Raw genomic sequence first — 24,052 nt, 5'->3', positions numbered from 1 at the left:
TGGGCAAGCCCATTGATTGGGCAATCCGGTGCGTTCCCGAGGCAGGATGGTCGCGAATGCGCGGGCGCGACCTGTTGGAGATCAGGAATCGCGCGCGCGGGGCGATCGGGATTCTGCCTGCGAAATGACCCTTGCACGGACGGGAGTGCGCCCATGCGCCGGCTTCAGGATGCGCAGGCTTGACAGGGTCGGAGCCTCGTCACCTACTGTTCGTGATAGCAAGACAGTGTTCCAAATAGTGGAACTTCCGTGAGCCTCGCCAACGCCGCCCGAGTCCTCCACTGGTTCAAGCGTGGCCATGCCAGCGCCGCGGTGGGTGAACTGTCCGCTGCCATGGGCTGGCCGAAGAGCACGACGTCGCGGCTTCTCAAGGACATGGCGGGGCATGGCCTGCTCGAGCGGGACGAGCCGACGCGCCGCTACCGGGTCGGCCTTCTCATGCTCGAGCTCGGCCGCTCCTTCGCTTCCGGCGATCCGATGCTCGAGGCGGTGGACCAGGCGCTGCAGGAGATCACCCGCGAGACGGGCTTCTCCACCGGCATTTCCATCCTCGACGGGGCCGACATCGTGGTCCTGCGCAGCCGGCCCGGCACCCATCCGCTGCGGGTGGTGACGCCGCCCGGTACGCGCGGTCCCGCGGCGGCCAATTCGACCGGCCGGATGCTGCTCGGCCTCCTGCCGCGCGAGGAGGTGGAGCGCCGCTTCACGCCCTATCCGTCAGGGCTCCGCCCCAATGCGCCGCCCTCCCTCGAGGAGCTCATGGCGCGCGTGGACAGGGCGCGTCTCCGGGGCTGGGAGGAGTCGAGCGACGAGGCCCTGCCGGGCCTTGCCGGCGTGTCGATCGCCATTCCCGGCCGGGACGGGCGCCCGGCGCTGGCGCCCTACATCGCCTTCGCCGTGGCGCAGGTGGACAAGGGCGGGCGGGCGCGCCTTGCGGCCATGCTCCAGGACATGGCCGCCTCTCTCTCGCCGGGTGGCCTCCAGGCATTCCCCTTGCACCGTGAGCGGTCGTCGAAGGAGGCCGCCCTTGGCTAGCCCGCGCCGCCGTCCCGCCATGTCTCCGGTCGCCTGGGCGATCGGGCCGGCCGTGCTGCTCTTCGTCGTCTTCTTCGTCATCCCCTTCGCCACCATGGCGCTGCTGTCGTTCCTGTCGGGCAATCCCGCCAACAACCCCAATGTCAGCTTCACCACGCGCCATTACGAGCGGCTCATCGGGGATTCCCTCTATTTCGAGGCGCTGGTTGCAACGCTGAGGATCGGCGCCATCACCACGCTGGCCGCCCTGCTGCTCGGCTATCCGCTGGCCCATCTGATGGCGCGCATCCACTCGCGGGTCGGCCACGCCCTGCTGCTGATGGCGGTGATCGCGCCGATGCTCACCGGAATCGTCGTGCGGACCTTCGCCTGGATGACGCTGCTGCAGGATCGCGGGGTCATCAACGCCACCCTCATGGGCTGGGGCGTCATCAGCGAGCCGCTGCCGCTCATGTACAACGAGTTCGGCACCATTCTCGCGCTGGTGCACATCTACGTGCCCTTCATGGTGCTGACGCTCACCGGCGTCATCGGCCGCATCGACGAGCGGCTCGAACAGGCTGCCCGCAATCTCGGCGCCAACCGTTTCCAGGCCTTCCTCGAAGTCACGCTGCCGCTGTCCTTGCCCGGCATCCTCGCCGGCTCGCTGCTGGTCTTCGCGCTGTCGATCAGCGCCTATGTCACGCCCTTCCTGATGGGCGGCACGGACGTCCTGACCCTGCCCATGCTGATCTACCAACAGGTCGGCGCGAGCTTCAATCTGGGCTTCGCGGGAGCCCTCGGCGTGGTCCTGCTCGCCGTCTCGCTGGTCATCGTGGTGGCCTACAACAACGTGCTGGGGCGCTTCGCCGGAGGGGAGAAGATGGCATGAGCCGCCGCCGCTTCGATCCCGGCCGGGCCGCCTACCTGACGCTCAACGGCGCCATCGTCGCCTTCCTGCTTACGCCCATCGCCATCATCGGCGTCTTCGCGCTCAACCCGACGCCCTACATCTCCTTCCCGCCGGTGGGCGTGACGCTGCGCTGGTTCGACAAGTTCTTCACCAGCCCGGAATTCATGAATGCGCTGTGGCTGAGCCTGCAGGTCGCGGTGGCGGTGCTCATCCTGTCCATGCTGATCGGCGGCCTCTGCGCGCTGGGCCTCGCCCGCGGCAACATTCCCGGCGCCCGCATCCTCACCGCCTGTTTCATGTCGCCGCTGATGCTGCCGGCGATCCTCACCGGCCTCGCCCTCTTCCAGCTCTACCTGCTGCTCGACATCGGCCGGCCGGTCTGGGGCCTCATCATGGGGCACACCCTGGTCGCCGTGCCCTATGTGCTGCGCACGACGCTCGCCGTCCTGCACAATTTCGACCGGCGCATCGAGGAGGCGGCCGCCGTCCATGGCGCGGGCCCCTTGCGCGTCTTCTTCGAGGTGACGCTGCCGCTCATCCAGCCGGGCGTCGTCGCCGGCGGCATCTTCGCCTTCATCGTCTCCTTCGACCAGTTCCCGATCTCGCTCTTTCTCGTCCTGCCCAAGGGGGAGACGCTGCCGGTCGTGCTGTTCAACTACATGAAATTCGACCTCGACGGCGCCATTGCGGCCGCCTCGATGGTCTCGATCCTCATGGCCATCCTGGTCGTGGTCCTCCTGGAGAAGACCATCGGCCTCAAGACTTACGTGAAGCTCTGAAACGCAGCCGATCCGATCCAAGCCCCGCCACAAGAGGGCCAACCACCAGAGGTGTCCGATGACGATGACAGTGAGCCGACGCATCCTCCTCCAGGCCGGCGCCGTGGCGGCCCTGGCGAGCCCGACCGTCCTTCGCGCGCAGACCCCGACGCTCAAGATCACGACCTGGGGCGGCAAGTGGGGCGAGATCATGAAGGGCGACCTGCTCCCGGCCTTCGAGCGCGAGTTCAAGTGCTCGGTCCAGGCCGACCAGGCCTTCCCCTTCCTGCCGAAGCTGCAGGCGAGCCCGCGCAACAATCCGATCTACGACGTGCTCCACGCCAATTCGAACGAGCAGTGGAAGGCGCTGGAGGAGGGCCTCGTCGAGCCGAAGATGGACGTGCGCAACGTCCCCAACCTCAAGGACGTCTACCCTTACGCCATCAGCGACAAGATGGTCGGCGTCTCGATCTTCACCTCCGCCATCGGCCTCGGCTTCCGCACCGACAAGGGCCTCGCCAGGCCGACCTCGTGGAAGGACCTCGCCGATCCGAAGCTCGCCGGCCAGCGCGGCGGCTACCTCATCCCGGTCAATAGCCTCGGCCAGGCGCATCTCATGCTGCTCGGCAAGATCTATGGTCGCGGCTATGACGACCTCGACGCCGCCTACAAGGCGCTGGAGGCGCTGAGGCCGATCAAGCTCTTCGACTTCACCGGCCAGATGGAGAAGGCGCTCCTCTCCGCCGAGGTCTCCATGGGCGTCATCCATGACAGCGGCGTCTACCGCTACGACGGCTCCAACGAGCCGGTGGACTTCGCCATCCCCTCCGAGGGCGTGCCCGCGCTCGAACAGGTGCTGGCGGTGACGCCGGGCTCGCGGGTGAAGGAGCTCGCCTATGCCTATGTCGACTACATGCTGCGCCCGGACGTGCAGAAGAAGCTTGCCGAGGCGGTCTGGTACTCGCCCTCCAACACCAAGGTGCAGCTCGACGCCAAGTATGACGCCAAGCTCTTCAACACCCCCGCCAAGGTGGCCCAGCTCATCCAGATGGACTGGAAGTGGTACAACGCCCGCAAGGATGACATCGACACCCGCGTGCAGCGCATCCTGAGGGGCCGATGATCGCTTCGGCCTCCAATCCCGCGGCCGTCCGGCTCGAAGGTCTCACCAAGAGCTATGACGGCCGCCATCGCGCGGTGGATGCGATTGCGCTGGACGTGAAGCCCGGCGAGTTCTTCTCGCTGCTCGGCCCTTCGGGCTGCGGCAAGACCACCACGCTGCGCATGATCGCCGGCTTCGAGACGGCCGACGAGGGCCGCATCGTCGTCGGCGACACCGACGTCACGGATCTTGCGGTCCACAAGCGCAACATGGGCATGGTCTTTCAGTCCTACGCGCTCTTCCCCCACCGGACCGTTGCCGAGAACGTCGCCTTCGGCCTCAGGATGCGGAAGGTGCCGCGCGCCGAGATCGAGGAGCGGGTGAGGGCGGCGCTCGCCATGGTGGCGCTGACCGGTTTCGAGGATCGCCGCCCCGGCCAGCTCTCGGGCGGGCAGCAGCAGCGGGTGGCGCTGGCGCGCGCCATCGTCATCCGCCCGCCGGTCCTGCTTTGCGACGAGCCGCTCGGCGCCCTCGACCGCAAGCTGCGCCACCAGATGCAGGTCGAGCTGAAGCAGCTGCAGAAGGAGCTCGGCGTCACCCTCGTCTTCGTCACCCACGACCAGGAGGAGGCGCTCGCCATGAGCGACCGGATCGCGGTGATGAACGAGGGGCGGATCGAGCAGGTCGGCACGCCCGGCGACATCTATGACCGCCCGCGGACCCGCTTCGTCGCCGACTTCATCGGCGACATCAATCTCATCGACCAGCCCGACGGCCGCGCCCTCGCTCTCCGGCCGGAGCGGATCCGCCTGGGGGAGGGGCCGCTCGCGGGAAAGATCGAGACCGCGAGCTTCCTCGGCGGGCAGACGCTCTACCGCATCGCGCTGGACGATGGCCGGAGCCTGCTGGCCAAGGAGAACAATCCCGCGGGACGCCCGCCGCGCACCATTGGCGAGCGCCTGTCGCTCGGCTGGGACGCCGCGGACGCCGTGGTGCTGGACGCATGACCACCGGGGCAGGGAGAGCATCCATGGCGCGCCGCATCGGCATCGCCACCATCGGCCAGGCCCCGCGCGATGACATCGCCGCGCTCTTCGCCCGTTACGCGCCGCAGGGCGCCGAGGTGGTGCTGCGCGGCTGCCTCGACGGACTGCCGGACGAGGCCATCGCGGCGCGTCCACCGCTCAGCGGGGCCGACACGCTCTACACGCGCCTGCGCGGCGGCACGGATGTCCGCATCTCCAAGGCCCATGTGATCGAGCGCGCGCCGGAGACGCTCCGGCTGCTGCGCGAGGACGGCTGCGACACCATCGTCTTCGCCTGCACCGGCGACTTTCCGCCCCTTGCCGGGGACGAGGGCGTCATCTTCCCCTCGCGCGTGCTCAACGGCCTGTCCGCCGCCCTCCTGCCGCAGGGCCGGCTCGGCCTGCTGGTGCCGCTGCCCGAGCAGGTCGAGAAGCTCACCGCCAAATGGCGCCGGCCGGGCCTCGAGGTGGTCGGCGAGGCGCTGCGCCCGAGCGCGACACCGGCCGAGGCTGCCGAGGCGGCCCGCCGGCTGAAGGCCCAGGCCCCCGACCTCGTGGCCATGGACTGCATGAGCTACGACGAGGCGCTGAAGGCCGCCGTGAAGCCCATCCTCGGCGTTCCGACCCTCCTCGGCATCACCGCCACCGCCCGCGTCATGAACGAGATGCTGGCATGAGCCCTTTTTCGCCGTCCTGGCCCACCGTTCCCTGCCGTTGATCCCATGACAGAGCTTCGCGACATCACTCTCGACGACATCGAGTCCCTCGCCGTCGGCGCCTGGATCCTTGGCACGGGAGGCGGCGGCAGCCCCTATCTGGGCCTGCTCAACATGCGGCGGCTCTATGCCGAGGGCTTCCGCGTGCAGCTCATGCAGCCCGGCGACCTCGCCGACGACGACTGGGTCGCAGCGGTCTCCAACATGGGCGCGCCGCTGGTTGGCCAGGAGCGGCTCACCGACAGCCGGACCATCGCCCGCGCCGTCAGCCTGATGGAGGACCATACCGGCATCCGCTTCCGCGGCATCATGGCCTTGGAGATCGGCGGCGGGAACTCCATCCAGCCGCTCATGGCCGCCGCCCATCTCGGCCGCCCGGTGATCGACGCCGACATGATGGGCCGCGCCTATCCGGAGGCGCAGATGACCTCGGTCGCCGTCGGCGACCTCAAGCCCTATCCGCTCTCGACCGTGGACTGCCGCGGCCTCGAAGCCGTCGTCCAGACCGTGCCGACCTGGAAGTGGATGGAGCGGGTCAGCCGCAAGATCTGCGTCGAATACGGCTCCATCGCATCGACCTGCAAGGCGCCGCGCACCGGCGCCGAGGTGAAGCAGTGGTGCATCCCTCGCACCACCACCAAGGCCATCGCCATCGGCAGCGCTGTGCGCGAGGCGCAGCGCCGCCACGAGGACCCGATCGAGGCCATCCTTTCGGTCGAACCCGGCAAGGTGCTCTATCGCGGCAAGGTCATGGACGTGGAGCGCCGCGCCACGGAAGGCTTCCTGCGCGGCCGCACCCGGTTCGACGGCGTCGATGGCTGGAAGGGCAGCCAACTCGAGGTCGCCTTCCAGAACGAGTGGATCGTCGCCTGGCAGGACGGCGAGCCGCTCGCCATGTCGCCCGACCTCATCTGCGTGCTCGACACGGTCACGGGCGAGGCCATCGGCACCGAGACCATCCGCTACGGCCAGCGCGTCACGGTCATCGCCCTGCCGACGGCGGAGGTCTTCCTGACGCCGAAGGGCCTCCAGCATGTCGGCCCGCGCGCCTTCAACTACGACATCGACTTCAAGAGTGTTTTCGCATGAGACGGATCGGCATCGACGTCGGCGGCACCAATACGGATGCCGTCCTGATCGAGGACGGCGCGGTGGCGGGCGCCGTCAAGGCGCCGACCAGCGCCGACGTGACCGGCGGCATCCTGGAGGCCCTGTCGCGCCTTGCCGCGACGGGCGTCCTTGCCGGCAAGCGCATCGACGCGGTGATGATCGGCACGACCCATTTCATCAACGCCGTCGTCCAGCGCCGCCACCTGTCGCGCGTCGGCGCGCTGCGGCTCGGCCTGCCGTCGGGCGCCTCGCTGCCGCCCTTCTGCGACTGGCCGGCCGACCTCGCCGAGCTGGTGCGTGGCGGTGTCTGGATGGTCGAGGGCGGCCATGAATATGACGGTCGGCCCTTCATGCCGCTCGACCGCGCGGCGGTGGCTGCCGCGGCCCGCGAGATGCGCGCCAAGGGCATCATTGCGGTGGCCATTTCCTCCGTCTTCTCGCCGCTGGACCCCTCGCATGAGAAGGAGGCGGCCGGCATCATCGCCGCCGAGCACCCGCAAGCGGTCATCACCATCTCGTCGGACCTCGGCCGCATCGGCCTCCTCGAACGCGAGAATGCCGGGCTCCTCAATGCCGCCCTGACCGATCTTGCGCGCGACACGATCGCCGCCTTCGAGCAGGCGATCCGCGAGAGCGGCATCGCCGCGCCGCTCTTCATCACCCAGAACGACGGCACGGTGGCCGAGGCGCACCTCGCCATGAAGCTGCCGGTCTATTCCTTCGCCTCGGGCGCGACCAATTCCATGCGCGGGGCGGCCTATCTCTCGGGCATCGATGACGCGATGGTCGCCGATGTCGGCGGCACCACCACGGATATCGGCCAGTTGCGCGCCGGCTTCCCGCGCGAGGCCAATTCGGTGGTCGAGGTCGGCGGCGTGCGCACGCTCTTCCGCATGCCGGATCTCTTCTCCTTCGGCCTTGGCGGCGGCAGCCATGTCAGGCTCGACCCGCTCGGCATCGGCCCGGTATCGGTCGGCTACCGCCTGCCGCAGGACGCCATCGCCTTCGGCGGCGCGCAGCTCACGACGAGCGACATTGCCATCGCGGCCGGCATCCTTCCCATCGGCGACCGCGCCAGGGTCGCCCATCTCGACGCCGGGACCTGCGCGCGCGTCTTCGCCGAGGCCGCCCGGATGGTCGCCGAATCCGTCGACCGGATGAAGACGGAAGCTGGCGACGTGCCGCTCATCGCGGTGGGGGGAGGGGCCTTCCTGATCCCGGACCAGATCGAGGGCGTGTCGCAGGTCATCCGGGTGAAGCACGGCGATTGCGCCAATGCGGTGGGAGCGGCGATCGCCCAGGTCTCCGGCGAATGCGACCAGATTTTCCGCGACCTCGCCCGCGACGAGGCGATCCGCTCCGCGCAGGTCATTGCCGCCGACCGGGCGGTGGCCGCCGGCGCCGACCGCGCCACGATCGAGACCATCGATGTCGAGGACATGCCCATCGCCTACCTGCCGGGCAACGCCCTGCGGGTGCGGGCGCGCGTCGTCGGAGCGGTGAAGGCGAGCGCCTGATCCGCTGCGACGGCCCCAAGCCTGCCCCCGATGGGGCGCTCGATCCTATCGGGGGCTGCCGTGGTACGGTGGTGCGGCGCTAGACCGCAGTGGACGACGATCGTTCGCCTTGCGGATGACATGGGCTTCGGTCAGGCTTTCACCTGAGGTCGGCCGAGGCGGGTGCCCAAACCGCTCGACCCGGCCCGCTGTCGGCCCCGGCAGCCTTTACTCCGGAGTCGCGGACTTGGCCCTTTCGACGTTTATCGCCGACCTCGAGGCTCTCACCCGCCAGCACGCCATCCTGATCGTACCGGTGGTGGGCCTCATCTCCTTCGCGGAGTCGATCGTCTTCCTGTCGCTGTTCATCCCGGCCTCGGTGATCCTCATGGGCATCGGGGCGCTGGTCGGCCTTGGCGACGCCAACCCCTGGGCGGTGGTGGCCGCGGCGACGATCGGTGCCGCGCTCGGCGAATGGGCGTCCTATGCGGTCGGCTACGTATTCAAGGACCGGGCGACGCAGCTCTGGCCCCTCGGTCGCTATCCCGACCTGGTGGCGCGCGGCCAGCGCTTCGTGCACGCCTGGGGCGCGCTCGGCCTTTTCGCGGCGAAGTTCATCGGCCCCCTGCGCGGTATCGTGCCGATGATGGCGGGCGTCATGGCCATGGGCCCCGTGCGGTTCCAGGTGGCCAACTGGTTCTCCTCGCTGCTCTGGGCGCTCGTCTGGCTGGCCCCCGGCTATCTCGCGGTCCGCGCGCTGCATTGACGCAGCCGCTTTTGCGACATTCTGCCTCGGCCTCTGAACCGACCACTTTACCAATCCACAACTGACGCTTGGGAAAGTCGCTGCCGGACAGTCGCGGGAGTGCCGTATGTTCTTTTCCACGCGTCGCGCCTGGCTGGGGGCGATCGACAAGTCCCAGGCCGTGATCGTCTTCCGTCCGGACGGGACGATCCTTGACGCCAATGCCAATTTCCTCTCGGTGATGGGCTATCGGCTCGCGGACATCCGTGGTCAGCACCATCAGATCTTCGTGGATCCCGCCGAGCGCGGCACCGAGGCCTATCGCAGCTTCTGGGCGAGCCTTGCCGCCGGCACGTTTCAGCAGGCGGAGTTCCGCAGGATCGCCAAGGACGGCCGCGACGTCTGGATCCAGGCGACCTACACGCCCATCCGCAACTGGCGCGGCAAGGTGGTGCGCGTCGTCAAGTTCGCCTCCGATATTACCGCCCAGAAGCTCGCCCGGGCCGACGATACCGGCAAGATCATCGCTCTCGACCGCTCGCAGGCGGTGATCGAATTCGCCCTCGACGGCACCATCCTCGCCGCCAACGCCAATTTCGCGGCGACCGTTGGCTATGCGCCGGAGGAGTTCATCGGCCGCCACCACCGCATGTTCGTGCCGCCCGCCATCGCCGAAGGCGCCGATTATCGCGCCTTCTGGCAGGCGCTCGGCCGCGGCGAATATCGCGCCGGCGAGTTCCAGCGCGTCGCCAAGGGCGGTCGTGAAATCTGGCTGCAGGCGACCTACAATCCGATCCTCGACCCGGCCGGACGGCCGCTGAAGATCGTCAAGTTCGCCTCCGACATCACCGCCGACAAGATGCGGGGCGCCGATGCCGCCGGCAAGCTGAAGGCCATCGACCGGTCGCAGGCGGTCATCGAGTTCGCGCCCGACGGCACGATCCTCAACGCCAACGCCAATTTCCTCGCCTGTGTCGGCTATCGCCTCGACGACATCGTCGGCCGCCACCACCGCCTGTTCGTCGACCCGGACGAGGCGGCAAGTGCGGAGTACGCCGCGTTCTGGGCGGCGCTGGGCCGTGGAGAATTCCGGTCCGGCGAGTTCGGCCGGCGTGGCCGCGATGGCCAGCGCATCTGGCTGCAGGCAACCTACAATCCGGTCTTCGGCCCCGATGGCAAGCCGGTGAAGGTGGTCAAGTTCGCCTCCGACATCACCGCCGAGGTCGAGCGCCGCGAGGCCTTCGCCACCCTGTCGCTGGTGGCCAACGAGACCGCCAATTCCGTCATCATCACCGACGCCAATGGCCGGATCGAATATGTGAATCCCGGTTTTGTGCGCACCACCGGTTTCACGGCGGCGGAGGTGAAGGGCCGGAAGCCCGGCGACTTCTTGCAGGGACCGGGCACGGATCCGGCGACCAGGGCCGCCATCGGCGAACACCTGGGCCGGCGAGAGCCGTTCTATTGCGAGATCCTGAACTATCACAAGGACAAGCGTCCCTATTGGATCTCGCTTGCCATCAACCCGGTCTTCTCGGCCTCGGGCGTTCTCGAGCGCTACGTCTCCATCCAGGCCGACATCACGGCCACCAAGCAGGCCGCGCTGGCCAAGACCGCCCAGATCGACTCCATCAGCACCACCAATGCCATCGCCGAATGGTCCGTGGCGGACGGGCGACTGACGCTCGCCAACCGTTTCCTGGAGGGACGCGGCGTCACCACGGGAGCCGCGGTCGAGTTGCGCAACCTTCTCGCCGAGGGGGACCGCCAGCGGCTGCTGGCGGGCGAGACGGTCCGGCGCGACATGGGCTGGCCGGGTCGCGGCCCCGACATGCTCTGGCTCGACGCGGTCTTCTCGGTGCTCAACGACATCGAGGGGCGCCCGGAGCGGGTGCTGATGTGCGCCAGCGACATCACCAACCGCCGGCGCGCCATGGAGCAGACCAACCAGGCGCTGGCGGAAGTTCTGGCCTCGGCCGACCAGATCGGCGCGATCACGGTCGCCATCGAGGCCATCGCCAAGCAGACGAACCTCCTCGCGCTCAACGCCACCATCGAGGCGGCGCGGGCCGGGGAGGCGGGCAAGGGCTTCGCCGTGGTGGCGCAGGAGGTGAAGACGCTCGCCTCGCGCTCGGCCACCTCCTCGTCCGAGATCTCCGCGCTGCTCGGCACCAGCCGGGAGCGCATCGGGGTTCTCGCCGAGACGCTGGAAAGCCTCAACGGCCAGGCGGCCTGACACACAACCATCGCGACACTCCGGTCCTGCCGGCCGCGTCTAGCGGTTGAGCTAACCGTATTGCCAGCCAATGCGGCCGGTTCGCAAACGCGCATCGGTCTTTCCAACTTCGCATGCCTCAAGGGAATGGTTTTTCCTACTCTCGTCCTGTCGGGGCAGGACTGTCGGCCCGCGCCGGCACCGTCATCCGCCGCCGACCGCCGAGGAGCCTCCCATGCGCATCACCCGCCGCCAGGGCCTTGCCGCTGCCGCCGCGCTCATCGCCGCCCCCCGCATCGGCTTCGGCCAGGGCGCCGAGAGGCCGCTGCGCTTCGTCGTCAATGTCGGCCTGCAGAACCTCGACCCGATCGCCAGCCCGTCCTTCGTGACGCGCAATTTCGGCTACATGGTCTTCGACACGCTCGTCTCGCTCGATGGGAAGGGTGAGTACAAGCCGCAGATGCTGGAGGGCTGGGAGATCAGCGCCGACCGGCTCACCTGGACCTTCAAGCTGCGTGCGGGCCTGCGCTTCCACGACGGCGCCAAGGTCACCTCCGAGGACGTCATCGCCTCGCTGAAGCGCTGGGGCAACCGCGACTCCATCGGCCGCCGTCTGATGGCGGCCACCGGCGAGCTCGTCGCCAATGGCGAGGATGGCTTCACCCTGAAGCTGAAGCGGCCCTTCGGCGGCGTGCTCGACGCGCTCGGCAAGCCCTCGGTCCACGTGCCGATGATCATGCCGGCCCGCATCGCCAATGCGACGCCGCCGACCCAGCAGGTCTCCGAGATCGTCGGCTCCGGCCCCTACGTCTTCCAGCGCAGCGAATGGGTGCCGGGTGACCGCGCCACCTTCCGCAAGTTCGACCAGTATGTGCCGCGCAACGAGCCGGCCGATGGCCTCGCCGGCGGCAAGGTGGCGAAGATCGCCCGTGTCGAGATGCTGACCATGCCGGACATTGCGCTGCGCTATGCGGCACTCACCCGCGGCGAGGTGGACTATCTCGAATATGCGCCGGTGGACCTGATCCCGCGGATGCGCCGGGACCGCAACCTCACCTTCGCCCAGGCGACCGGCCGCGCGAACCTCATGTATGCGGTGTCGATCAACCACTTCCAGGCGCCGATGGACAATGTCTTCGTCCGCCGGGCCATCCAGCAGTGCCTTGATCGCGGCGAGGTGCTGGCCGGCGCCGGCTTCGGCGGCGAACTCGGCAAGCCGGACTGCACCTCCATGTTCATGTGCGGCGCCCCTTACGAGAACACCGGGGGCAGCGCCGAGATCGCCCAGACCAGCATCGCCAAGGCCAAGGCGCTGCTCGCCGAGGGCGGCTACAAGAACGAGAAGATCGTCCTCCTGCATCCGCTCGACAGCCCGCTGCTGAACCCCTTCGGCAGCGTGCTCATCGACCGGATGAAGCAGGCCGGCTTCAACCTCGACGTCCAGGGGCTGGAATGGTCGGCCATCGCCCAGCGCTGGGTGCAGAAGAACCCGCTGGACCAGGGCGGCTGGAGCGTCATCCCGGTGGTCTATACCGGCTTCGACATGTCCGACCCGCTGTCCAATCTCGGCGTTGGCTTCAACTGCACCGGCAACCAGCCCTGGGGCTATTGCGTCGATCCGATGAAGCCGGTGATCGAGCAGTTCGAGGCCGAGAGCGATCCGGCCAAGCGCCGGGCGCTGGCCGAGCAGCTGCAGAAGTTCGCGCTGGAAAATGCGACCTTCCCCATTGCCGGCCAGTTCCAGAGCCCGGCCGTGTGGCGCAGCGAGCTTGCCGGGGTGATCGACTTCGGCTTCCCCGTCATGTGGAACATCGAGCGCAAGGGCTGAGCCGCCTGAACCCTTCGACATCAGCGAAGCCCCGGCCACCGCGCCGGGGCTTTTCGCATCAGGCGGGCACGATGTGGACGATCCGGTAGCCAGCGGCCTTCATGGCCCTCAGGCAGGCCGGCAGCATGGCCGCGGTCTGCGGACGGGTGTCATGGAAGAGCAGGATGCCGCCGCGGCTCTGGGCGAGGCGGCGCATGACCAGGCCGAGCTGCTGGTCGGGCGCCATCTCGTTCCAGTCGCTGGCCCAGAGGTCGGCGCCGAAAATGCCGATGTCGCGGGCGGCAAGGCCCTGGTTGAGGGCGGCGGAGTCGCCGAAGCCCGGAAAGCGGAAGAAGGGGGTGCGCGGCCGGCCCGCATAGGAGCCATAGAGCGCCGTGTCGACGGCGCGGAAGCCGGCCTCGATATCCGCCTCGGCCGCGGCCTGCGGCAGCTGCGCCAGCGTCATCGGATGGGTGTTGGAATGGTGGCCGACCGTGTGCCCGGCCGCCAGCACGCGGCGGGCGAGGGCAGGGTGGGCTTCCGCCTGGCGTCCGATCATGAAGAAGGTCGCCTTGACGCATTCGCGGGCAAGGGTGTCGAGGATCGGCTCGGTCGTGCCGGGATGGGGGCCGTCATCGAAGGTCAGGACGACCTCGCCCGGCGCGAGCGGCAGGGTCGCGGGATAGCTCTTGCGACCGACCCTCAGCGCGCCGGTGGTCCGCACCGGCAACACCCGGGCCGTTCCAAGCACATCCGGGCCGCAGGCCGCCCGGGCGAGGGCGGGCAGGGCCGTCGCGAGGGCCGAGCCGAGGATCAGGCGGCGTGAGGGCCGGAGGAGGGTCATGTGGGCTGGTATCCCGGTGATTCAGGCGGCGCCATGCTAGCCCGCACCGGCTTGCCAAATCGCTGCGCCGCATCCAAGAACGTTCGTTCCCTTATGGTTCGTCGCGCATCGCCGGGAGGCCCGCCATGGTCGAGACCCAGCCGCCTCTCGCCCGTGCACTCGAATGGCGCGACCGCGACTGGCGCGATGACGATGGGGAGCTGCTGCCCGAGGTCGTCGACATCGTCTGCGGCATGCTCGGCGAGGCCGATGCCGAGAGCCTGAAGACGCTTGTTTCCGATGCCCACGAGGCCGATGTCGGCGCGCTGCTCGCCCAGCTCGACCCGGACGACCGCAATCGCCTCGTCGAGTTGCTCGGGGCGGATTTCGATTTCACCGCACTGACCGAGGTCGACGAGACCATCCGCGTCGAGATCCTCGAGGAGATGGAGCCCGAGCAGGTCGCCGAGGGCATCGCCGAGCTCGAGACCGACGACGCCGTCGCGATCCTCGAGGATCTCGACGAGGAGGAGCGGAGCGAGATCCTCGACAAGCTGCCGGCCAGCGACCGCTTCGCGCTGCGCCGCGCCTTCGACTATCCGGAGGGCTCGGCCGGCCGGCGCATGAAGGACGAGTTCATCGCCGTCCCGCCCTTCTGGACGGTGGGGCAGGTGATCGACCATCTGCGGGAGTCCGCGGATCTGCCGGACGACTTCACCGAAATCTTCGTGGTGGATCCCGGCTATCACCTCCAGGGCCATGTCCGCCTCGACCGGCTCCTGCGCACCCAGCGCCCCGTGGCGGTCACCGACATCCTCGAGGAGGAGACGCGCACGGTCACGGCGAGCGAGGACCAGGAGGACGTGGCGTTCATGTTCGAACGCTACAACCTGCTCTCCGCCCCGGTGGTGGACGAGGGCAATCGCCTCGTCGGCGTCCTGACCGTCGACGACATCGTCGACGTCATCGAGGAGGAGGCGGATGCCGACATCAAGCAGCTCGGCGGCGTCAAGGCGGACGAGGAAATCTCCGACAGCGTCTGGACCACGGCCAAGGGCCGCTTCCGCTGGCTGTTCATCAACCTGATCACCGCCTTCCTGGCGACGACCGTGCTGAAATCCTTTGAGGTCCAGCTGGCGGAGATGGTGGCGCTCGCCGTCCTCGCGCCGATCGTGGCGAGCCAGGGCGGCAATGCCGCCACCCAGACCATGACGGTCGCGGTGCGCGCCCTCGCCACGCGCGAACTCGGTCCCCGTAACGCCTGGCGCATCGTCCGGCGCGAGGTCTCCGTCGGCTTCATCAACGGCATCGCCTTCGCCATCATCACCGGCACGGTGGCCAGCTTCTGGTTCACCAACGCCAATATCGGCGTGGTGATCGGCCTGGCTCTCGTCTGCAACCTCGTCGCGGGCTCGCTCGGCGGCGTGCTCATCCCGCTGCTGCTCGACCGGTTGCGCGTCGATCCGGCGATTTCATCGGGGCCCTTCGTCACGACTGTCACGGACGTGACGGGTTTCCTGAGTTTTCTCACCATCGCAACCTGGTGGTTTAAGTTGTAGGTTGCATTACGGTACGTAAAAAGAGCCGGCTCATCGTTTTTCTACATGCAATTCATGTGGCAAAACGGGCGCCGGGGCGTGCCAACACAATATTAAAGCTTGCCCGTATAGGTTGGCCGCCAGTGTATTGCGTGCCCGCCGGGGATCCGGAATGTCATTGTCAGTCAAGCGCCGCGCCGATGCCGCCTTGAGCGGTCAAGTCTGGGCGGTCGGATTTGGCGTCGTTTCGATCGCCGCGGCTGCTCTGATGCTCGCCGTCCATGCCTGGACGCCCGTCCGGCTGGTGATGGGATCCCATGGCTCCTGGGTTGGTCAGATCAGCGCCTGGGTGGTCGCAGGCACCCTCCTCACGCTCGGGCTGCTGCTGCGGCTGCGGCTGTCCCAGCGCGATGTCATCGCCGGTTCCCGGTTCCTCCTGCCCATGGGCATCGATGCCCTCACCGGCCTCGCCGATCGCGCTGCCTTCTGCCGCACCTTCGAGACCTCGCTCGATAGCATCGAGCGCCGCGGCGGCGTGACGCTGCTGCTGCTCGATCTCGACCTGTTCAAGGAGATCAACGACACCTACGGGCATCACGCCGGTGACGCGGTGCTGGCGGAGGTGGCGCGGCGCCTGCGCTTCGTCTGCGGGCCGGACGTCGCCATCGGGCGGCTTGGCGGCGACGAATTCGCCGTGCTGATCGAGGGGGCGCCGGAGGCCACCGACATCGCGGCCGCCTGCCGGCTGATCATCACCGAGGTCCGCAAGCCCATCGCCCTCGATGGACACACCCTGTCGGTCGGGGCCTCCATCGGCTTTTGCGCCACGCAGGAGCGCGGCACGGTGCGTGACGACATGATGCGGCGCGCCGACCGGGCGCTCTATCTCGCCAAGGCGCGCGGCAAGAACTGCGCCGTGGCGTTCCACCCCGACATGGACCGCGACGAATCCCAGCGCCGCTATCAGGAACGGGAGCTGCGCGGCGCGCTGATCAATGGCGAGATCGACATCGACCTGCAGCCGATCTTCGGGTCCGACGGCGTCACCATGAAGGGCGTCGAGGCGCTGGCCCGCTGGAACCATCCCTATCGCGGCCGGGTGGGGCCGGCTGAATTCGTGGCCCTGGCGGAGAGCTGCGGCCTGATCCACCGCCTGGGGGCGAACATCCTGGGCCTTGCTTGCCGGGCTGCGGCGCGCTGGGAGGAGCTGTTCGTCTCGGTCAACGTCTCGCCGATCCAGTTCCGGCGCGGTGATTTCGTCGCCCAGGTGAAGGCTGCGCTGGCCGACAGCGGCTTGCCGGCGGACCGCCTCGTGCTGGAGATCACCGAGAGCGTCATGATCGAGGACGCCGAGCATGCCCGCGCCGTGACGCACGAGTTGCGCGCACTCGGGGTGAAGATCGCCCTCGACGATTTCGGCACGGGCTTTTCCTCGCTCAGCTATCTCCGGCGCTTCAACCTCGACGCCCTCAAGGTCGACCGCAGCTTTGTTGCCGACCTCGATAGCGGCGTCGAGGCGGCGACCATTCTCCACTGCGTCGTCAATCTGGGACGGGCCCTCGGGCTGAAGGTCGTCGCCGAGGGCGTCGAGACCGCCGAACAGGCGCGTTTCCTGCGCGCTGCCGGTTGCGGGCTCATGCAGGGTTATCATCTGGCGCGCCCGATGACAGTGGCTGAGTTCGAGCGGCGCTATGCCGCGGCCGCTGCGCCGCCGCGTGATCTGGCCGCTGCGGGCTGAGGCCAGGGCCGCTCGTCGGCCTGCCGGCGCAGCGAATGTGTCGTGGCTCACGAACGCATGGCCGCGACGCTCGACAGGCGGGCCGGGGTGGGGCAGTTTCCGTGCCCTCGAACCCTCACCCCAGAGACCCTCCATGACCGCCGTCCTGCCGCTCGATCCCGCCGTCAAGGCCAAGCTCGAGACCATCACCACCGCGACCCTGACGACGGTGCTCCTCAAGAAGGGTCTCCGGAAGATCTGGATGGCGGGCACCGCGCCCTTCTCCCATGCCGGCAAGCGCACGGTCGGCCGCGCCTTCACCCTGCGCTTCGTCCCCGCGCGCGAGGATCTCGCCACCCCCGCGAGCTGGTCGAACCCGATCTCCACCCGCGGCGCCATCGAGGCCATGCCCGAGGGCGTGATCGCCGTGGTCGATGCCATGGGCTCGAAGGATGCCGGCATTTTCGGCGACATCCTCTGCGCCCGCATGGCGAAGCGCGGCGTTGCGGCGCTGGTGACGGACGGCGTCGTCCGTGACGCCGACGGCGTGCGCGGCACCGGCCTGCCGGTCTGGTGCTCGGGCGCGGCCGCCCCGGCCTCGGTCGCGGCGCTCACCTTCATCAACTGGCAGGAGCCGATCGGCTGCGGCGGCGTCGCCGTCTTCCCGAATGACATCGTGGTCTGCGATGGCGACGGCGCCGTCCTCATTCCCCAGGACATGGTGGATGCCGTGCTGGAGGCCGCCGAGGCGCAGGAGCACCTCGAGGGCTGGCTGATGGGCGAGGTCGAGAAGGGCCTGCCGCTGCCGGGCCTTTATCCGCCGAATGCCGAGACCAAGGCGCGCTACGAAAAAGAAACCGGCCGTAAAGCATAAGGGTCCTGAGGCGGCCGCCGCAGCGCGGCCGCATTTTCCCGCCAGAGCCGTAACCATGACGCGACGCCCGCTTTTCATCGCCGCCGTGACCCTGCTGGGGCTCCAGCTCGCCGGCTGCGGCAGCGTGCCGACGGCCGAGGTCTCGGCTGCGGCGACGGGCGACCATCCCTTCCCGACCATCACGCATACGGTGGGCCATCACGCCCATCCCGTGCATGGCATCGACGTGTCGAAGTACCAGGGCACGATCGACTGGCAGCAGGTGAGGGCGGCCGGCGTGTCCTTCGCCTTCATCAAGGCGACGGAAGGCGGCGACCTGCTCGACAGCCGTTTCCGCGAGAATTGGGAAGGCGCGCGCCGGGCGGGCATCCCGCGCGGCGCCTACCATTTCACCTATTGGTGCCGGCCCATGGCCGAGCAGATCGAGTGGTTCAAGCGCAATGTGCCGGTGGAGCCGGATGCGCTGCCCCCGGTGCTCGACGTGGAATGGAATTTCCAGTCGCCGACCTGCCCGCGCCGCGTTCCGGTGCCGCTGGCCCAGGCGAAGATGCGGGAATTCCTGCACGCCATGGAACGCCATTACGGCAAAAAGCCGATCATCTATGCCGACATCAAGTTCCATCGCGAGGTGCTCGCCAACGGCGAGTTCGCCGAATACCCGTTCTGGGTGAGATCGGTCGCGGCCGTGCCGCACGAGCGCTATCCCGGCCGCCGCTGGGCCTTCTGGCAGATCACCGCCACCGGCCGTGTCGCCGGCATTTCCACGCCGGTGGACCGCAACGTCTTCGCCGGCTCGCACCACCAGTGGCAGCAGCTGGCCCAGACCGGCTTCCGCCATCGGCATCACCACCATGGTGCGACGGCGGTGGCCTCGGCTCCCGCGCCCCAGGCTCCGGCTGCGCCGGCCGTGACGGTGGCGGCGGCGGAGACGCAAGCCCAGCAGGTTCCGGCCGCGACGACCAACGTTCCGGCGGCGGCCGTCCCGACCGCCGAGACACCGGCCATGACCAGCGCGCCCGTGCCGGCCTCCCGGCCGCGGTTCTGACAGTCATCCGAGACAAGAAGCCCGAATGGTCCTGCCGCGGGACCCTGAGCCCGTCATGCCCGGCCTTGTGCCGGGCATCCACGAATTCTGGCCCTCAAGCGTCGTGTTCAAGTCGTGGATGCCCGGGCCAAGCCCGGGCATGACGGACTGCGGTTCACCTGCCAGATCGCAAGCGATGCACCAACCGCCTTACACCCATCGCCTCACGCGCGCCGCGTAAGCCTCCCACTCAGCCCCGAACCGCGCGGCGAGGTGGGCCTCCTCGCGACGGATGGCGAAATGGGTCATGGCCATCACGAAGACGGCTGCGGCGATGAGATAGGCGAGCGATCCCTCCACCCCGCCGAAGCCGGCGATGAGGCAGAGTTCGCCGAGATAGATGGGGTTGCGGCTCCAGGCGAAGGGGCCTGATGTCACCAGCCGCGTCGCGGGGTGATGCGGCAGGATCGCCGTGCGGGCGCGCGACAGCGTCGAGGTCGACCACAGCACGAGCGCCAGCCCGGCGCCGAGCGCCAGCGCGCCGAGGAGCTTGGCGATGCCGGGGGCGGGCAGCGCCACCCGCGCCAGGCTGTCGAGCCCGAAGCCGAGGGCCAGCGACAGGCCGAAAATGACCGGCGGAAGCGGCCAGCGGTTCGGCCGCTCGGCATAGTCGCTCGCCCCGTTCTGCTGCGTCATCGCTTCACCCTGCCTCTCGGCGATCATGACATGGGTTCCGGCCGCTTCTATAACCATGGCCCGGCCCCGGACGAAGGGCCGCACCTGAAGGATGCCCCCATGCTGAGGAACGCGCCGCGCCCCTTCGACTTCGATCTCGGCGAGACCGCCGACATGCTGCGCGACACGGTTTTCGCCTTCTCGCAGGAGGAGATCGCCCCGCGCGCCGCGGAGATCGACCGCACCGACCAGTTCCCGATGGACCTCTGGGAGAAGATGGGCGGGCTCGGCCTGCTCGGCATCACGGTGGAGGAGGACTATGGTGGGTCGGGCCTTGGCTATCTTGAGCACTGCATCGCGGTGGAGGAGATCTCGCGCGCCTCGGCCTCGGTCGGCCTGTCCTACGGCGCCCATTCGAACCTCTGCGTCAACCAGATCCGCAAGAACGGCTCGGAGGCGCAGAAGCGGCGCTACCTGCCGAAGCTGATCAGCGGCCAGCATGTCGGCGCGCTCGCCATGTCCGAGCCCGGCGCCGGCTCTGACGTCGTCTCGATGAAGCTGCGGGCGGAGAAGAAGGGTGACCGCTACGTGCTCAACGGCACGAAGATGTGGATCACCAATGGTCCCGATGCCGACGTGCTCGTCGTCTATGCCAAGACCGATCCGGCGGCGGGCGCCCGCGGCATGACCGCCTTCCTCATCGAGAAGGGCTTCAAGGGGTTCTCCTGCGCCCAGAAGCTCGACAAGCTTGGCATGCGCGGTTCCCACACCGGCGAGCTCGTCTTCGAGGATTGCGAGGTGCCGGAGGAGAACGTGCTCGGCGAGGTCGGCCGCGGCGTCAACGTGCTGATGAGCGGCCTCGACTACGAGCGCGCCGTGCTGGCGGCCGGCCCGCTCGGCATCATGCAGGCCTGCATGGACGTGGTCATGCCCTATGTCCACGAGCGCAAGCAGTTCGGTCAGGCCATCGGCGAGTTCCAGCTCGTCCAGGGCAAGCTCGCCGACATGTATGTGTCGATGAATGCCGCCCGCGCCTATGTCTATGCCGTGGCCAAGGCCTGCGACCGCGGCCAGACCACCCGCGAGGATGCCGCCGGCGCCATCCTCTATGCCGCGGAGAACGCCACGAAGATGGCGCTGGACGCGATCCAGCTGCTCGGCGGCAACGGCTACATCAACGACTATCCCACCGGCCGCCTGCTGCGCGACGCCAAGCTCTACGAGATCGGCGCGGGCACATCTGAGATCCGCCGCATGCTGATCGGCCGCGAGCTGTTCCAGAAGACGGCATGAGCCTGGCGAACCACCTCTTCTTCTACCTGTCGAAGTTGCTCTGGTGGTTCGCGGCGCCGTCGAACCTGCTCACCGCCATCCTCGTCGTCGGCGCGCTGCTGCTCTTCACCCGATGGTCGCGGGGAGGGCGCCGGCTGGTTGTCCTCGGTGCGCTGGGGCTCCTTCTCTGCGGTATCGCTCCGCTTGGTTTGTGGCTCGCCCGGCCCCTGGAGGATCGCTTCCCCTCGCCGCCCGCGGACATGGCGGCGCCGACCGGCATCATCGTGCTCGGCGGCTCCATGGACCAGCTCACCACTGCCGCGCGGGGACAGCCGACGATCGGCGCCGCGCCGGGACGGATGACCGAGGCCGTCGCGCTCGCCCGTCGCTTCCCCGACGCGCGGATCGTCTTTACCGGCGGATCGGCGGAAGTCTTCCGCACCAGCGGCCTGGACGAGGCCGGTGCGGCCCTTGCCCTGTTCCGCCAGCTCGGCCTTGCGCCGGAGCGCCTGACGCTGGAGCGGGAGAGCCGCAACACCTACGAGAATGCCGTGCTCTCCAAGGCCCTGGTGAAGCCGCAACCGGGTGAACGCTGGCTGCTCGTCACCTCCGCCTGGCACATGCCGCGCTCGGTCGGCATCTTCCGGCAGGCCGGCTGGCCGGTCATCGCCTATCCCACCGATTTCGAGACGCGCGGCACGGATCGCGAGCTCACCCGCCCGATCCTGCCGATGAGCCGCGGTCTCGACCTCACCGATCGCATGGCGCGCGAGTGGGTCGGCCTGCTCGCCTATCGGGTCGGCGGGCGCACGGACGCGCTGTTTCCTAGCCCTTGAGGCATCAGTCCTGGCGGGGAACGGTGAGGCGATAGACGCCGCGAAAGTCGGCGGGGTCCACTGGCTTGCCCTTGCGCAGGATGATGAGCCGTCCCTCCATGGCCAGCCGCACGGCGGTGCGGCGGACCGGCTGCATCAGGCTGTGCCAGTCGATGCCGCGATCGGTGCCCACCTGTTTCGCCGCTTCCGACGGGCAGATGGATTTGTCCGGCCCGCGCGCCGCGGCGAGCGTCAGGATGGCGGCTTCGAGGTCTGAATCGGGGGCGCTCATGGCCCTCTCATGCACCAGCGCGGCAACGCCGTCGAGGCACAGCCGCCACGCGGCGGAAACCTGTCATGGGCATCCTGCCGCCATGCCGATTCTGCGCCCGCTTTCCGCCGTCGTCCTCGCCATGGCCATGGCCGCCCCGAGCCTTGCCGTCTCCACCCCGGCTGCAGCCGCTGCCGGCGGCGCCGGCATGACGGCCGGGCGGCCCTTCCTCGACACGCTGGAGCCGGCGACCCTCGGCCTTCTGGAGCGGCGCGGCTTCGGCTTCGGCGCCGCCTTCGGCAGGCCCGATGCCGCGAGCAACGAGGCGCTGCACGGCGCCAGCGCGTCCTATCGCCAGCTTACCGCCACCGTCATCGCCGATGTCGCCGGGCTCCGCCGCGACATGGAGGCGAGCGGGCGCAAGCTCTACGAGATCACCGACGGCAATGTCGGCCGCATCTTCGAAACCGCCTGGATGAGCGCTCCGACGGCGCGGTTCGGGCTCGTCGGCGTGGTCCTGCGGCTCGACCGGCGCGATTTCGCCGAACCCTCCCGGCAGGCGGAGACCTGCGGCGAGGTGCGGCTCGTCTATCGGCTCGGTTACCGCTTCCAGCGGGCCGGCCGCACCTATGCCTCGCGCATGCCCTTCTCGGTCAATGTCGTCCATGACCTCAGGCCGGGCGATGGGGGCTGCGCGGCCCTTGCCCGCGCGACGCTGGTCCCGGCCGATCTTGCAACGCCGGAGGCCCGCGCCACCTGGCTCGCCACCACCGTGCTGGCGGGCGCGACCGGCCGGCCGAAGCAGGTCGAGATCAATGCGCAGGTGGTCCGCTTCCCCTCAGGCCAGGAGACGACCTTCGGTGGCCAGGCGGCCTATCTGATGCGCGTCTTCGGCGTCACCGACACGGGCGTCACCGAAAAACCGCTCGAAAACACGCCCGACGCGGCGCGGCTCAAGGCCGACGCGGCCCTGCGCGACGACCTCGCCCGGTTCCTCGGCGAGCGGGCGGGTGAGGTCGACCGCGGCGTGGTGCTGGTGCCCGAACGGTTCCTTGCCACCAAGGCCATCTCCTTCTCGACCTATGGCTCGGCCCGGCTCGCCAACCGACCGTTCTCGCAGGTGTTCGGGCGGGATGGCGCCGCCTTCTCAGGCCTTGCCTTCGCCGGCATGACGACGGCGGCGAGCCCCGCGGGCTTCATCGAGCGCCTCGATGCCGGGACCTGTCAGGGCTGCCACCAGTCCGGCGCCACGGCCGGCTTCCATCTCATCGGCGAGGATGCCCCCGATGCGTCGCCGGTGAACCGCGTCCTCGTCGGCTACTCGCCGCATCTCCATGCCGAGCGGGCGCGCCGCGCCGCCTATGCAGAGGCGGTCGCCGCCGATCACCAGCCGAACCGCTACCGGCCCCTGCCGCTCAGCCCGCTGGCGCGCTGGGGCGGGGAGGGCGTGCCCGCCTTCCAGCGGGCAGGGCTCGGCCAGGCCTGCTTGCCGGACAGCCAGCGCCGCCATGTGGCGGCGGGCTTTACCTGCGAGGGCCGCGCCACCTGCCAGGAGCTCGCGGAGAATGCGGCGCTGGGCGTGTCCTTTGGCCAGTGCGTGCTCAACGACAAGCGCGACGAGTTCTCCGGCCAGGCTTGCCTCACCGGGCGGATCGCCACGGATCCGATCCGTCCCTGGCTCGACCGCTTCGCCGTCACGGGGCAGGTGAACAGCCGAGCCACCCGCATCAATGCGCGCGACCATACCTGCCGGCCGCCGGTGGGCGGTGCGCCGGCGGGCCTCGCCTATCGCCAGTGTGACGAGAATGACCGGCGCTTCGTGGGTTTCCGGCCGGGCCAGACGCCGCCGAACGAGATCTGCGGCTTTGCCGGCGGCCGCGCCTTCGACATCTGCGTCGCCACCAACGATTTCGCCAGCTGCCTCGGCGGCTCCATCGTCCGCGGCATGCGCGCGACCTGCTCGGCCGAGCGCCTCTGCCGCGAGGACTTCATGTGCCAGGCCTTGCCGTCGGACCTGCCCGATGTCGGCCGCGTCGCCGGGCTCGGCTATTGCTCGCCGACCTATTTCCTCTTCCAGATGCGCCTCGACGGGCACCCGGATCCGCGGCGCAGGAGCTAGCGCTGATGTGGGCGCATCATCCG

The 24,052-nt window shown here is 68.9% G+C and carries 21 protein-coding genes; 18 read left to right on the top strand and 3 right to left on the bottom strand.

Annotated features, from left to right (window positions below; all coding sequences use genetic code 11):
• Positions 1–249 precede the first annotated feature (249 nt).
• The 11 genes from C8P69_RS12205 (at position 250) to C8P69_RS12155 (ending at position 12,922) form a co-directional block, all read left to right on the top strand.
• Positions 250–1,035, top strand: coding sequence for an IclR family transcriptional regulator (locus C8P69_RS12205; protein ID WP_108177444.1), 786 nt, complete (start codon positions 250–252; stop codon positions 1,033–1,035).
• A gap of 19 nt (positions 1,036–1,054) precedes the next feature.
• On the top strand, positions 1,055–1,906 hold the full coding sequence (locus C8P69_RS12200; RefSeq protein WP_108177442.1) for an ABC transporter permease: 852 nt from the start codon (positions 1,055–1,057) through the stop codon (positions 1,904–1,906).
• The gene (locus C8P69_RS12195) at positions 1,903–2,706 is read left to right on the top strand and encodes an ABC transporter permease (RefSeq protein ID WP_108177440.1); all 804 of its coding nucleotides are present in this window, start codon (positions 1,903–1,905) and stop codon (positions 2,704–2,706) included. The genes C8P69_RS12200 and C8P69_RS12195 overlap by 4 nt, the downstream gene beginning before the upstream one ends.
• 58 nt (positions 2,707–2,764) lie before the next feature.
• Positions 2,765–3,808, top strand: a complete 1,044-nt coding sequence (locus tag C8P69_RS12190; protein WP_108177438.1) for an ABC transporter substrate-binding protein — start codon at positions 2,765–2,767, stop codon at positions 3,806–3,808.
• The gene (locus C8P69_RS12185; protein ID WP_108177436.1) at positions 3,805–4,794 is read left to right on the top strand and encodes an ABC transporter ATP-binding protein; all 990 of its coding nucleotides are present in this window, start codon (positions 3,805–3,807) and stop codon (positions 4,792–4,794) included. Before C8P69_RS12190 ends, C8P69_RS12185 begins: the two co-directional genes overlap by 4 nt.
• 23 nt (positions 4,795–4,817) lie before the next feature.
• Positions 4,818–5,489: an AroM family protein gene (locus C8P69_RS12180; RefSeq protein ID WP_170118221.1), complete on the top strand. Its 672-nt coding sequence runs from the start codon at positions 4,818–4,820 to the stop codon at positions 5,487–5,489.
• 45 nt (positions 5,490–5,534) lie between these two features.
• Positions 5,535–6,617 (top strand): S-methyl thiohydantoin desulfurase family protein, encoded by a 1,083-nt coding sequence (locus C8P69_RS12175; protein ID WP_108177432.1) that lies wholly within the window; start codon positions 5,535–5,537, stop codon positions 6,615–6,617.
• Positions 6,614–8,155, top strand: coding sequence for a hydantoinase/oxoprolinase N-terminal domain-containing protein (locus tag C8P69_RS12170; protein WP_108177430.1), 1,542 nt, complete (start codon positions 6,614–6,616; stop codon positions 8,153–8,155). The genes C8P69_RS12175 and C8P69_RS12170 overlap by 4 nt, the downstream gene beginning before the upstream one ends.
• Positions 8,156–8,381: 226 nt before the next feature.
• Complete coding sequence (locus C8P69_RS12165; RefSeq protein ID WP_245902009.1) at positions 8,382–8,900, top strand: DedA family protein; 519 nt, start codon at positions 8,382–8,384, stop codon at positions 8,898–8,900.
• Positions 8,901–9,006: 106 nt separating this feature from the next.
• Complete coding sequence (locus C8P69_RS24230) at positions 9,007–11,115, top strand: PAS domain S-box protein (protein WP_108177426.1); 2,109 nt, start codon at positions 9,007–9,009, stop codon at positions 11,113–11,115.
• Positions 11,116–11,329: 214 nt separating this feature from the next.
• Positions 11,330–12,922 (top strand): ABC transporter substrate-binding protein, encoded by a 1,593-nt coding sequence (locus tag C8P69_RS12155; RefSeq protein ID WP_108177424.1) that lies wholly within the window; start codon positions 11,330–11,332, stop codon positions 12,920–12,922.
• A 58-nt stretch (positions 12,923–12,980) separates the two neighbouring features.
• Here C8P69_RS12155 and C8P69_RS12150 read toward each other — a convergent pair whose 3' ends face one another.
• On the bottom strand, positions 12,981–13,745 hold the full coding sequence (locus tag C8P69_RS12150) for a polysaccharide deacetylase family protein (protein ID WP_108177422.1): 765 nt from the start codon (positions 13,743–13,745) through the stop codon (positions 12,981–12,983).
• A gap of 125 nt (positions 13,746–13,870) precedes the next feature.
• On the opposite strand from C8P69_RS12150, the gene mgtE reads away from it, so the two are divergent.
• The 4 genes from mgtE (at position 13,871) to C8P69_RS12130 (ending at position 18,898) form a co-directional block, all read left to right on the top strand.
• Complete coding sequence (gene mgtE / locus C8P69_RS12145; protein WP_108177420.1) at positions 13,871–15,283, top strand: magnesium transporter; 1,413 nt, start codon at positions 13,871–13,873, stop codon at positions 15,281–15,283.
• Positions 15,284–15,434: 151 nt separating this feature from the next.
• Positions 15,435–17,000 (top strand): putative bifunctional diguanylate cyclase/phosphodiesterase, encoded by a 1,566-nt coding sequence (locus C8P69_RS12140; protein WP_108177418.1) that lies wholly within the window; start codon positions 15,435–15,437, stop codon positions 16,998–17,000.
• 133 nt (positions 17,001–17,133) lie between these two features.
• Positions 17,134–17,853 carry a ribonuclease activity regulator RraA gene (locus tag C8P69_RS12135; RefSeq protein ID WP_108177416.1) on the top strand — a complete coding sequence of 240 codons (720 nt, stop codon included), beginning with the start codon at positions 17,134–17,136 and terminating at the stop codon, positions 17,851–17,853.
• Between the two features lie 55 nt (positions 17,854–17,908).
• Complete coding sequence (locus C8P69_RS12130; protein ID WP_108177414.1) at positions 17,909–18,898, top strand: glycoside hydrolase family 25 protein; 990 nt, start codon at positions 17,909–17,911, stop codon at positions 18,896–18,898.
• A gap of 189 nt (positions 18,899–19,087) precedes the next feature.
• Here C8P69_RS12130 and C8P69_RS12125 read toward each other — a convergent pair whose 3' ends face one another.
• A complete protein-coding gene (locus tag C8P69_RS12125; protein ID WP_245902008.1) occupies positions 19,088–19,600 on the bottom strand; it encodes a methyltransferase family protein in 513 nt (170 codons plus the stop codon).
• Between the two features lie 72 nt (positions 19,601–19,672).
• On the opposite strand from C8P69_RS12125, the gene C8P69_RS12120 reads away from it, so the two are divergent.
• Complete coding sequence (locus tag C8P69_RS12120) at positions 19,673–20,845, top strand: isovaleryl-CoA dehydrogenase (protein WP_108177552.1); 1,173 nt, start codon at positions 19,673–19,675, stop codon at positions 20,843–20,845.
• Positions 20,842–21,660 carry a YdcF family protein gene (locus C8P69_RS12115; protein ID WP_108177412.1) on the top strand — a complete coding sequence of 273 codons (819 nt, stop codon included), beginning with the start codon at positions 20,842–20,844 and terminating at the stop codon, positions 21,658–21,660. Before C8P69_RS12120 ends, C8P69_RS12115 begins: the two co-directional genes overlap by 4 nt.
• A gap of 4 nt (positions 21,661–21,664) precedes the next feature.
• On the opposite strand, the gene C8P69_RS12110 is transcribed toward C8P69_RS12115, so the two are convergent.
• A complete protein-coding gene (locus C8P69_RS12110) occupies positions 21,665–21,931 on the bottom strand; it encodes a DUF3253 domain-containing protein (RefSeq protein WP_108177410.1) in 267 nt (88 codons plus the stop codon).
• Positions 21,932–22,013: 82 nt separating this feature from the next.
• Here C8P69_RS12110 and C8P69_RS12105 point away from each other — a divergent pair, with 82 nt between their 5' ends.
• Positions 22,014–24,029 (top strand): hypothetical protein, encoded by a 2,016-nt coding sequence (locus C8P69_RS12105; RefSeq protein WP_108177408.1) that lies wholly within the window; start codon positions 22,014–22,016, stop codon positions 24,027–24,029.
• Positions 24,030–24,052 lie beyond the last annotated feature (23 nt).

The sequence above is a fragment of the Phreatobacter oligotrophus genome (assembly GCF_003046185.1).
In the GTDB taxonomy this organism is placed as follows: Bacteria; Pseudomonadota; Alphaproteobacteria; order Rhizobiales; family Phreatobacteraceae; genus Phreatobacter; species Phreatobacter oligotrophus.
Note: the sequence above shows the minus strand (reverse complement) of the source record. Positions and strands in the feature narration are given on the sequence as shown.